The sequence below is a fragment of the Micromonospora sp. SL1-18 genome (assembly GCF_047921505.1).
Taxonomy (GTDB): domain Bacteria; phylum Actinomycetota; class Actinomycetes; order Mycobacteriales; family Micromonosporaceae; genus Micromonospora.
On the sequence record NZ_JBLROA010000106.1, the window covers coordinates 1 to 12,491 of the forward strand.

At 68.6% G+C, this 12,491-nt stretch carries 5 protein-coding genes; 3 read left to right on the top strand and 2 right to left on the bottom strand.

Going from position 1 to position 12,491, the window contains the following annotated elements; genetic code table 11:
* The first annotated feature begins 909 nt into the window (after positions 1–909).
* From ACNAW0_RS28625 to ACNAW0_RS28635, 3 genes are all read left to right on the top strand, one after another.
* A complete protein-coding gene (locus ACNAW0_RS28625) occupies positions 910–3,963 on the top strand; it encodes a glycoside hydrolase family 3 C-terminal domain-containing protein (RefSeq protein WP_416291144.1) in 3,054 nt (1,017 codons plus the stop codon).
* Between the two features lie 20 nt (positions 3,964–3,983).
* The gene (locus ACNAW0_RS28630) at positions 3,984–6,605 is read left to right on the top strand and encodes a glycoside hydrolase family 3 C-terminal domain-containing protein (protein ID WP_416291145.1); all 2,622 of its coding nucleotides are present in this window, start codon (positions 3,984–3,986) and stop codon (positions 6,603–6,605) included.
* Between the two features lie 773 nt (positions 6,606–7,378).
* Entirely contained in the window at positions 7,379–9,832 is a 2,454-nt protein-coding gene (locus tag ACNAW0_RS28635) for a S9 family peptidase (RefSeq protein ID WP_416291146.1), read from the top strand.
* Between the two features lie 302 nt (positions 9,833–10,134).
* Here ACNAW0_RS28635 and ACNAW0_RS28640 read toward each other — a convergent pair whose 3' ends face one another.
* Positions 10,135–11,166 carry a glycoside hydrolase family 3 N-terminal domain-containing protein gene (locus ACNAW0_RS28640; protein WP_416291147.1) on the bottom strand — a complete coding sequence of 344 codons (1,032 nt, stop codon included), beginning with the start codon at positions 11,164–11,166 and terminating at the stop codon, positions 10,135–10,137.
* Positions 11,167–11,835: 669 nt separating this feature from the next.
* On the bottom strand, positions 11,836–12,360 hold the full coding sequence (gene coaD / locus ACNAW0_RS28645; RefSeq protein ID WP_416291148.1) for a pantetheine-phosphate adenylyltransferase: 525 nt from the start codon (positions 12,358–12,360) through the stop codon (positions 11,836–11,838).
* Positions 12,361–12,491 lie beyond the last annotated feature (131 nt).

Here is a 12,491-nt window from a genome sequence, read left to right on the forward strand (position 1 = left end):
GCTATGATCACCGAGGCCTAAACCACGCCCCGCTGACACTCTCATCTCGGCAGTTCCGCATGTCGGCCGTACGGCAAAGTCACGCTGCGTGCCGCTCGGACGGCGGCATGTTCGGGCGTCGCTTCTCTTGTGCAAGTGCTGCCAGGGACAGGAGGACGGTCTGCAAAGTCACGGTCACGGGTGCCCCGTCCTTCCCGCCTGACAGCGGCTCGCCGTGCATCAAGGGGCGGCCATCTCGCCCACAGAAGGGGCGTCTGCTGACAGCGAACGGGACCGTGCCAGCGGCGGATCGGCACGCACGATAGCGCGAGTGTTGAACGTCCGTGTTCAACGGCCGGCATGAGCGTGCGTCACTGCGTTCCCGCGAGGGCTGCCAGCCGTGGAAGGTGCGGGGGAGCGGCAGTCGCTGACTGCTTCAAGTAGTTTGCGCGGCCCGGACGGACGGTGCCATCGTGCCGCGGCCGCCACGCGCGTTTGCAGGATGAATTGGTGCGTGCTGGCCGGCGTGTCGAGGCGATCGAGCTACCGGGGCTAGAGCCGGGCGATGGTGGCCTTCCGGGTCGACGACGTCACGCCCACGATCGAGGTGCTACCCACCCAACCGCTTGGCGACCTGCGCTGCGGGGTTGCGATGGGCAGACGCAGATCGTCCTCTTGGTGACGGCGGTCCCGGTGTTGAGGTCAACTACATCGGCAGTGTGCCGTCTCTGCGGGCGGCCTGGCAAAACTTGTGGCAAACGCTTGCCGCCCTACTCAGGGAGGCGTAGATTCCGGTCAATGTTGGATCTTCGAGAGCCGGCGGTGGTCGACAACACGGTTGCCTAGGCGCCGGCCAGCCGGAGAGCGCGGCGACTGTCGACGACGGGGAGCGTTCGTCCGTCGCCGAGCTATGTGCGGCAGGAGACAGAAATGAGACGGACCAGACTGCTCCACGGCGCGCTGGGTGTGATCCTTGCAGCCACCGCCACCGCCACCGCCGGGACGCCGTCGCAGGCCGCAGCCGCCGACGAGCTGCCCTGGATGAACACGCCGCTGACGCCCGAGACGCGGGCGCATCTGCTCGTGTCGGCCATGACCTTGGACCAGAAGATCGCGCAGCTTCACGGGCAGTCCGGGTCGATCCCCGAGCTGCCCGAGTGCGGGAATGGGGGGCGGCATGTCCCGGGCATTCCCGAGCTCGCCATACCCACATTCCGCGTCACGAACGGCCCAGTCGGCGTGGGCGCCGGTGACTGCTCGCCCCAGGACCGCGCGACGGCGCTTCCCGTTGGGCTTGGCCTCGCGGCGAGCTTCGACACCTCACTCGCGTACCAGTTCGGCGACCTGATCGGCGGCGAGACCCGTACCCTCGGCGTGCACGAGCTCGAGGGGCCGGGCATGAATCTGGCACGCGTCGGTCAGGGCGGCCGCAACTTCGAGTACCTCGGCGAGGACCCCATGCTCGCGGGCACGCTGGCGGCCAGTGAGATCAAGGGCATCCAAAGCAACGACGTCATCGCGATGGCCAAGCATTACGTGCTCAACGACCAGGAGCAGAACCGCAACGGTGGCGACATCGTAGTCGACGACCGTGTCCTACACGAGCTGTACCTGACGCCATACGAGATGTCGGTCAAAGACGGTGGCGTCGGCTCGATCATGTGCTCGTACAACCGGATCGGCCGCACGTATGCCTGCGACAACCCGTACACGCTAAGCACCGTGCTGCGGGACCAGTGGGGCTTCAAGGGCTACGTCCAGTCCGACTTCGGCGCCACGCATTCGACGGCACAGTCGCTGAACGCAGGCCAGGACTTCGAGATGTCCGGCGCGGTGTGGTACACACCCGACCGCATCAAGGCGGCGCTGGCCGACGGCAGCCTGTCAATGGACACGATCGACCGGGCGCTCGAGCGCCGATACGTGCAGATGTTCAAGTACGGCATCTTCGACCGCCCGATCACCCGCGGAACCATCGACGCCGAGACCAATGGTGCGACCGCTCGATCCATCGGGGAGCAGACCGCCGTCCTGCTGAAGAACGACGGGTCCCTGCTCCCGCTCGACGCATCGAGGATCCACTCCATCGCCCTGATCGGCCAGCAGACCTTCGCCGGCGCCGCGGTCGCCGGAGGTGGCGGCAGCTCGCGGGTGGCGCCGATCTACACGGTCAGCCCCCTGCAGGGCCTGCAGAACGTGCTGGGCCAGCTTGGGTCGTCCGCGACCGTCCGCCAGGTCATCGTGGCGAACAACAACAGCAACATCGCCGAGGCGACCGCGGCCGCGGCCAGCGCCGACGTCGTGATCCTGATGGCCGGCGTGGTGACGAGCGAGGGGAGCGACCGCCCCGGCCTTTCCCTGCCGAACAACCAGGACGCCCTCATCTCGGCTGTCGCCGCCGCCAACCCGCGTACCGCTCTGGTGCTCAAGGACGGCGACCCGGTGCTCATGCCGTGGATCGACCAGGTTCCAGCCGTCCTCGAGGCGTGGAACCCGGGCGAGGAGGACGGCAACATCGTCGCCCGCCTGCTGTTCGGGCTGGCCAACCCATCCGGCAAGCTGCCGGTGACCTATCCCAGACGCGCCGAGGACACCCCCACCAGCACAGCCGAGCGATACCCAGGCGTCACCGTCAACGGCATCCCGACCGCTTCCTACTCCGAGGGCCTGGAGATGGGCTACCGGTGGTACGACGCCAACGACATCGCCCCGCTGTTCCCCTTCGGCTACGGTCTGTCCTACACCACGTTCGCGTTCGACAACCTGACCGTCACGCCCCAACTGGGACTGCGCGGTCAGGTGACGGTAGGGGTCGACGTAACCAACACCGGAGCGCGCGCGGGGGCCGAGGTGGCGCAGGTGTACCTGTCCTACCCGCAACAGGCCGGTGAGCCACCGATTCAGCTCAAACGCTTCCAGAAGGTCGCCCTGGAGCCGGGACAGACCCGCCACCTCACCTTCCACCTGGACCAGCGGGCATTTTCGATCTGGCACACCGACGCGCAAGCCTGGACCACCGTCAAGGGCAGTTACACGGTCCGAGTGGGTGACTCATCAGCCAACCTGCCGTTGCAGGCCCCGGTCGATGTGGACCAGACCGAAGGCGTGCAGTACGTGGCGGTGGACGCCCCGCAGGTGTTCGCCCCGGACAGCGCCCAGACGGTGACGACGACGTTCACCAACACCGGCGACTACCCGGCCGCCAGGGTTCGGGTCTCGCTGCCCGTGCCGGACGGGTGGACCGCCCAGCCACTCGGCCCCAGCACCTGGAACGTGGTGCAGCCCCGGTCCTCGGTTAGCACCCGTTGGCGGGTCACCGCGGCGGCCGACGCTGCGCCCGGATCCGTGACACTGTCGGCTACCGCCCGCTTCGCCGGAATGGGCGGCAACCAGACGGCAACCCGCGCGGCCAACGTCGCCGTGCCGTACCCGGCGCTGGCGGCGGCATACGACAACACAGGCATCACCGACGACGCCGCCCCATTGGCCGGCGCCTTCGCAAGCAGCGGCCGGACCTACTCGGCGCAGGCACTGGCCGCCGCCGGACTCAGGTCCGGTGGGACGGTCAACCATGCCGGCTCGACGTTCACCTGGCCGAACGTTCCGCCCGGCACACCGGACAACGCCGAGGCCAACGGGCAGGTGATCGCACTGTCCGGCACCGGCGACCGACTCGCGTTCCTGGGCGCCAGCACCAACGGTTCCCAGGGCGGCACCGGGACCATCTACTACGCCGACGGCCGCTCGCAGCAGTTCACCGTGTCCCTCCCGGATTGGTGGGGACCACCGGGTGACACCGAAGTAGTGGCCTCGATGCCGTACCAGAACCAGACCAACCCGCCCGGGCAGCTCAAACACGTCGCCTACGTCTACTACGCCTCAGTGCCCATCCGGTCCGGCGTAGCCGTGCGGGCGGTAGCGCTTCCGGTCACCGGCGTCTCGCCGGGCCCCGGCATGCACGTGTTCGCAATGACCGTCAACTGACATCATCGGAGGAGATAGCCATGAAGCGAACCCACGTCGCCATCGCCGGTGTCGCACTTCTGATGGCCTCGACGCTCGTATCAGTTGGTGCGAATACCACGCCCGCGGCCGCCGCCGAGGACTGCGCCGGCGCACCGTGGATGGACCCGCAGCGACCCGCGGACGAGCGCGCTGACCTGCTCGTGCGGGAGATGACGCTGGACGAGAAGGTGTCAATGACGCACGCGGTCTCCGACAGCGGTCACTCACGCGAGACGCTACCCATCCCGCGGCTGTGCATCCCCGCACTGCGGCTCAACAATGGCTCGAACGGCGTGGGCTCGGGTGGGCCCGTGCAACCGCAGACGACGGCGCTGCCCGCAGCGCTCGGACTTGCCGCGTCGTTCGACCCGGCGGTTGCGCGCCGCTACGGCAAGGTGACGGGGCGCGAGACTCGCAACGTTGGCCGCAATCTGCAGGAGGGGCCAGACATCAACATCGCCCGCGTCCCGCTGAACGGCCGCACTTTCGAGGCCTACGGCGAGGATCCCTATCTCGCGGGCCAGATCGCAGCCGGCACCGTGCAGGGCATCCAGTCCGAGGGCACGATCGGCGAACCCAAGCACTACCTGGCGAACAACCAGGAGATCAACCGCGATTCGATTGACGAGCGCATCGACGACCGCACCCTGCGACAGATCTACCTGCCGGCATTCGAGACCGCCGTCGATAAGGGGCGGGCCGGTGCGGTGATGTGCGCCAAGAACAAGGTCAACGGCGCCTTTTCGTGCGAGCAACAGGACCTTCTTCAGGGCGTGCTCAAGGACGAGTGGGGCTTCGACGGGTTTGTCGTGTCGGACTTCGACTCCTGCCACGACACCGTGCGTTGCGCAACGGGCGGCCTCGACTTCGAACTGCCGTCGGGCACCAGGTACGGGGATCGGCTGAAGGCCGCCGTGGAATCCGGCCAGGTGAGCATGGCCAACCTCGACGACCACGTGCACCGCATCCTTTCCACGATGCTGCGCTTCGGGCTGTTCGAGCGATCCCAGGCGCCCACGCCGATCGACGCCGCGCGCGGCGGTGCCGACTCCCGGGCAGTCGCCGAGGCCGGCACGGTGCTGCTGAAGAACCAGGGAGGCGTGCTCCCGCTGGAAACCCGGCAGGACCGGTCGATTGCGCTGATCGGTCCCGCGTCGCATTCCGTTGTGGCTACCGGCGGCGGCAGCACCGACGTCGCGCCGCTCTACACGGTGAGCCCGCTGCAGGCCATCACAAAGCGTGTCGGCGATAGCGTCACGGTGAACGCCGCCGATGGCATGGGGCCGGTCGACCTTGGCCCCCAACCCGCCTTGCCCGCGTACGCGGTGACCTCGGAGAACGCCGCGGCCGGCGAGAACGGTTGGACCACCCGCTACTACGACAACACGACGTGGTCGGGCGAACCCGTTCTGACCCGCACCGAGCGGTGGGTCGTCAATGATCCGACGGGCGGCATTCCGCTCAGCAACGGTGAGCCGGTGCCGGGTCTGCACCCTGACGGCTGGTCGATCCGCTGGTCGGGCACCTTCACCGCCCCGGTCGACGGCGACTACACGTTCCACCTGACCAACCGATCCCGGGCCAGGCTGTTTCTCGACGGCGCGACGGTGATCAACAACGGGGGAGGGTTCCCGGGGGTCACCAGGTCGGCAACCGTGCACCTGACCGCAGGTACGCCACACGCCATCCGGGTCGACTGGTCCAAGTCCGGTGGCCAGGCGATGATCTCGTTGGCGTGGACGCCGCCGCCGAACACACCGAACGTCGAGATCGCGGAGGCGGTCGCGGCGGCGCGCAAGTCCGACGTGGCGGTGCTGTTCCTCGCCAACAAGGACACCGAAGCCATCGACCGCCCGGGCCTCTCGCTCCCGGGCCACCAGGACGAGCTGGTGGAGGCGGTCGCGGCCGCGAACCCACGCACGGTCGTCGTGCTCAACACCGGCGGCCCGGTGACCATGCCGTGGCTGGACAAGGTCGCAGGTGTACTCGAGATGTGGTATCCGGGCGAGGAGGCCGGCAATGCGGCGGCCGCGGTGCTGTTCGGCGACACTGACCCGTCGGGACGGCTGCCAATCACCTTCCCCAAACAGCTCGCCGACACACCCGCCAGCACCCCGCAGCAGTACCCGGGTGTGAACGGGGTTGCCCAGTACTCAGAGGGGCTCAACGTCGGCTACCGGCACTATGACGCCCGCGACATCGCACCGCTCTTCCCGTTCGGGTATGGGCTGTCCTACACCACATTCCGGCTCGACAACCTCAAGGTGACAGCGGGGCGCTTCGGCGCCGCCACAGCGCACGCCATCGTGACCAACACCGGTGACCGCCGTGGGAGCCAGGTAGTCCAGGTCTATGTGGGCGGTGCCGACGGCAGCGGCCCTATCGGCGGCGGACAGACCGCCCCACCTCGCCGGTTGGAGGGCTTCGCCAAGGTGTCGCTCGATCCCGGACAGAGCAAGCAAGTTGTGATAACACTGGGGCCCCGCGCCTTCGCGCACTGGGATACGGCGCGTGACGCCTGGGTGCAGACCGCCGGTTCCTACACGGTCGAGGTCGGGACGTCCTCACGCGACCTTCCGCTGACCGCGTCGGTCGAGCGCGGCGGAGGGACGGTGCAGTGAGGACCGCCTGACGCCTTTAGAAGGCGGCCGTCGGAGTGGGTCGTGCGCTGGCGCACGTCGGCGCACGACCCCATCTCAATGATGTCGACGTCGCTGTAGCTGTAGGCGCTCAGGTCCTCGAAGTAGGCCACCTGGGTGATCGGCCGCCCCTGGTTGTTGGTGTCGAAGGTGTACGCCCGTTGGTCTCGGCGTCCGTCCGGCTGGCGCCCGACGTCAATAACGAACCGAAGCGGCAACAGCTGTTGAAGATTGCGCCGTGCTCGGTCAGCACACCCTCCTCATAGGAGGGCGTGCGGCTTCACGCGGATCACAAAACCATCGACAGGGCCGAATTCGGTGAGCGCCGGCAGGCCGACCGTCAAACATCAGCTGGGATGGATCCTCAATGTCAGCGCCCTGGATGCCTGGGTGCGGAGGAACTGTGGCCACATCGTGTGGTCCCGGTGTACCGGCGCTGGTGGGATGCCGAGCCGTTGGCGGAGCCGGCGGGTCGTGGAGGCACCGATGCGGTGGCGCAGCCCTCGCGCCCTTCGTTCTGGCCGCGCGGCGTCACTGTCAAAGGAACTTCCGCGTAGCGCCCGATCAGGGTGAGTTGCCCATCGAGACATGGACCAATAACGTTGCATTGGGAGGACGGCCGCTGCCGCGAGCAGGCCGATGGCCTGTGGGCCTGCGGCCGATGCCCGACAGAGTCAGGAGGAAAGGTGCGCTCACCGAGACGGTTGTTGGAACAGGGTAAGCTGACACGCCGAATAGTCGCCGCCGGGAGCGCCGTGGCCGTTGCGCTGGTAGCGGGCGTCGACTTCGGCACGGCCGCCGCCGCACAGGCAGCCGCGCCGTCGCCGCCGCCGGGGGCGGTGCTGTCGCCGGACGGCAGGCAGGCGGCTTGGGTGTCCGACGACGCCAAGAGCATCTGGAGCGAGACCCGCGCGAACGCGAAGAAGGACTGGCGTGATCCCGAGCGGCTGTTGTCGATCCGCGGCACCGTCGGCAAGCTGGTGTTCTCGCCCGACAGCAAGCAGCTGGCGTTCGAGAACCCACGCGGCGACCACGGGTTCATCGCGGTCTACGACGTCAAGACGGACCAGATCGGCTACGTCGACCCGTCGTTCGGGACCGACAGCGCGCCGGCCTGGGCGCCCAGCGGACGGCAGATCTCGTTCGTGCGCAGCTACCCGGGGATCCCCGACCAGTCACTGACCAAGCCCGTACCGTCGTTCGGCCCCTGGACCCCGCCGCCGGCGCGCGCCAACGATGTGTTCACGGTCGCGGACATCCTGCAGGCGCCGATCGCCTACGGGCCCGAGGCCTCCGGCGACGGCCGCTCGATCGCCTACATCACGCGTGCGGCCTACGACCGCGGGATCTACTTCATGCGCTCCGGCAGTCCTTCGCACCGCATCGTCAACTACCCGGACGACGACGGCCAGGAGCTCTCTCAGCTTGCCGTGTCGCGCGCTGGCGGCGCCATCGCCTATGTGCGCGGCAGCTCGCCGAACAGCGACGGCGAAATCCTCAACCCGGCCTCGACGCCCGACCCGCCGCACCGCGAGGTCTACATCGTCGCCTCGCGTGCCGGGAAGCCACGGCTGCTCGGCGACGGGCTCGCGCCGGCGTTCACGCCCGATGACCGCATGATGGTGTGGGTCAACGGCACGAGCATCATGAGCGCCGCCCTGACCTGGGACGACCAGGGCAAGCTGGCAGACGTTGGCAGCCCGGAGCCGCTGCTCACGGTGCCCAGTGGCTCGCCGTCGAACCTGCGCTTCTCGCCCGACGGCTCCAAGCTGCTCTACGCGCGCTCCAACGGCGTCGAGGTGCTCGACATGGGCACGTACACGCCGGCGGCGATCGCGCACACAGGCGCGAGCGACGCGAACCCCGTGTGGTCGCCCGACGGCACGCAGATCGCGTTCCGGCGCACCGTCTCCGGGCAGCCGTGGGCGATCTGGGTCGCCGACGCCGCGACCCTGACGCCGCGGCGGGTCTGGCAGGCGTCGCCAGGGCTGGGCTCGAGCTACTACGCGCTCGACGGGAACCCGACGTTCGAGAGCCAGCCGGGCGACCAGCTGATGTGGTCCGACGACGGCACGCTCGCGTTCGTGTGGGAGGCCGACGGCTGGCGCCACCTGTACTCGGTGCCCGTCGCCGGCGGCACCCCGACACTGCTGACGCCGGGCGACGGCGAGGTCGAGACCGCGCAGGTCACGCGCGACCACAAGGCGATCATCTATGCCACCAACATCGGCGACATCGCCCGCCGGCATCTGTTCTCGGTCGGCTTCCACGGCGGCGCGCCGGAGGCGATCACGGGCGGCCGTCCGAGCCAGTGGGCTCCGGCGCTGCTCGCCGACGGCGCGGTCGCCTACGTCGAGGGCAGCTACAACGTCCCGCCGACGGTGTACATCCGCGATGCCGTGGGCAACGTCTCCAAGGGCGGGCCTGACCTGCCAGATTCCTACCCGGTGAACCAGCTCGTCGAGCCGCAGCCGGTCACGTTCCCCTCGTCGGTAGACCATCAGACCGTCCATGGGCAGCTCTTCGTGCCGGCCCACCCCACGGGCTGCGGGGTGATCTTCCCGCACGGCGGCCCGTCGCGGCAGATGCTGCTGGGCTACCACTACTACGACACTTACACGGTCCTGTACGAGATGAACCAGTACTTCGCCAGCCACGGCTGCGTCGTGCTGTCCGTCGATTACCGCGGCGGCATCATGTACGGCAACGCGTGGCGCACGTTCCCGGGGCGCGGCGGCACCAGCGCGAGCGAGTACCAGGACATCCAGGGCGGCGCGGCGTTCCTGCTCGCGCAGCCCGGGGTCGAACCGGCGAAGGTCGGCATCTACGGGCTCTCCTACGGCGGCTACCTGACGACGCTTGGGGTCTCGCGGAACTCCGACATCTTCAAGGTCGCCTGGGACCTGGCCGGCAACGCCGGCAGCGCCGCGATCGCCAATCTCGCCTCGTGGACGGCGCCGACGCTGATCGAGCACGGCGACGACGATCGCAACGTCAACTTCAGCAGCAACGTGGCGGTCGTCAATGCGATCAAGGCCCAGAAGCCGCAACTGGAGCTCGCGACGCAGGTGATGCCGAACGAGCAGCACGAGAGTTACATGCGCTTCCGGGACCTGGTCGACGTCTACGACACCGGCGGCCAGTGGATGCTCGAGCACCTGTTCCCGGGCGAGGCTAGGGCGACGGTTCCGGCCACGACGGCGCCGTAGCGACGCCCGCCGGACCGGGTGGGCGGCGGAAGTCTGACCCGCCGCCTACCCGGCGCCCTGGAGCACCTTCGATGCCGTGATTCGAATTTGAGTACTGAGTATTACGGACGGTGACGGTTGCCCCTCAGTGTCACACCGGACTGCTCAGCCGCCTTGAGCAGCACTCGACGGCATTCTATGTCGCCCGGTAGGGGAGTATCTGACTTGGGTCGGCCCCGCGACGCCTGACTGGGGGTGCTCGAGTCGTTCACGTGCCGGTTCGGGCGAGCGGAGCCGCATCGGACGGCCGCCTCACCAGACAGTCAGTGGAGACGGGCCCGCAGGTCGGCGATCCGATCCGCCGCGGCGATGAAGTCGGAGGCGTCGAGCTGGCCCCCGGTCTGGGCGTTGACCAGGGCGGCGGTGGCGGCTTCGCCCTGGCTGACATCACGGGCGGAGCACAGGATGAGGTCCATGCCGGCGGCTGCGGCGGCGATCGCGCGCTGGCCGGTGCTGCCATAGTGGGCCAGCGCACCGGCTTCCAGGGCGTCGGTGACGGTCACCCCGGTGAACCCGATGCGGCCACGCAGTTCCTGCCTGACCACTGCCGGCGACAGGCCGGCTGGGCGGTTCGGATCCAGCGCCGGGTAGATGGCCCAGGACACCATGACGAGGTCGACGCCGATGGCGACGGCGGCTGAGTACGGGAACTCGTCGGTGCCGCGCAACGTGGCCAGCGACTGGGACAGGGTGATCGGGCGGATGTCTGTGTCCTGGGCCGTTGCCGCCCATCCCAGTCCGGGGAAGTGCTTGGCGGTAGCGGCCACGCCGGTGCGCTGCTGGGCGGTGATGAACGCCCGCCCCAAAGACGCGACGGTGCCGGGGTTCGCGCTGTAGGAGCGCTGGTACTGGTCGATGAAGTTGCCAGCAGTGGAGTAGACGTCGAGAACCGGGGCGAGGTTGACGTTCATGCCCACTGCGGCGAGGGCGAGGCCGGCTCCGGTGCCCGCCTCAGCCGCCGCGGCCACCGGATCGGCGGACTGGCCGATCCGCTTCTCTGACAGCGCGGGCGCCCCCGGCAGCCGCCGGATCAGGCCACCCTCCTGGTCGACCATCAGCAGCAGCGGCACATGGACCGGGCTTTGCACCTGAGCTCGTCGCAACTGGGCGATCACCGAGCTGATCTGGGCGGTGCTGGCGATGTTCTCCCCGAAGAAGATCACCCCGGCGGCCTCACCAGCGCGGATGATCCTCAACAGGCTCGCCGGTGGTGTCAACCCGGGGTACGAGTAGATGATCCGCTGCCCGGCCAGTTGCCGCGTGGTCAGGCCGGCCGACCTGGTCGGCGCCGGCACGGACGGTACCGGCGCGGGTGACGTGCCCGGCGCCTTCGTAGGCGGCGGCGCCGCCGATGCGGGCCTCGATGCCACCCGTCCGCCACCCGACCCACCGGGCGCGGACCAGATTGAGCGTGCCGCATCAGGGGCGGACTGCCCGGGCGTGGGGGCGTGCGACGACTGGCAGGCGGCCATGGCAAGGCCGAGAGCCCCGGCCACCAGAACGGTGCGAACCTTCGCCGCTGAATACATGACCACCTCCGCGTAGCCCGCACCGATCCCGGCGCGCCTGACGGGACCCGACGATCAGTCGACGGTGACCGGTCTGCGGTGTTCAGATCTCATCCGCCGGCGACGATGAACGGTGCATCCGCTCCAGCGCGATCGCCAGCGCTGCGCCTGCCGGTATGGGTGCCTCCCTGTGTCACCGGACCCCGTGCGGCGGCTCTATCAGCAGTATGTGCGGGAGATTCGCCCGTGACTACCCTCGAGTACATCGGGACAAAGTGCCAGCTTGATGCCTCTGCCTACCTCACCTTTGGGCGAAGACGAACCCGCCCTTGCATCGAGCTGCCGCGGATCGGGCGCTACGCAGCGTCACAGTCGTCTGCGCGACCGGCGCCCGGACGTGCCGAGAAGAGTGCATCCCACCTCGAGGCGTTGCCACCGTTCCGGTACCCCTGGGGGTCACTCTTCAGCGTTCAGGGATGGACGGGCCGACTGTGCCGAGCGGTATGCGCGTGCGACCGTGGACGAAGTGGCGGCCAGCTGCGGACGCGACGGCAACCAGACGGTCTGAATGCCGAGTTGCTCGTTCATCGCAGCGAGCTGGTACTCGTGGCGAAGGTCCGCGGCCGTACGTAGGCCGCGGACGATGACCGTAGCGCCGCGGCGCACGCAGTAGGCGGTGGTCAGGCCGGTCCAGGTGTCCACCTCAACATTGCCCCAGGCTGCCGGCATTGCGTCACGCACGCGTACCGCCCTGGTCGTGGCCTCGGCGGTTGGTCGCTTGTCGGCGTTCACCGCCAGCAACACGATGATCTGGTCGAACATCACCCGGGCACGGGCCACCAGGTCGCGGTGCCCCGGGGTGAACGGATCGAACGTACCGGGATAGACCGCCAACGAACCGTGTACCGGCACCACTCCACGATCCGACGTAGCCGTCACCGCGACTCCAACCACATGGCCACGATCATCCCAGCCGTACATGTGCCGACCCGACTTTGGGCCTTGTCGTCACCGCCGACCACCGCCGGCATCCTGATCAGCCGCAAGTCGCGCGTCTCGTCCGCACGTCGGCCACAAGGTGGTCTAGTGCGGTGTCCACTGACGTTCACCGG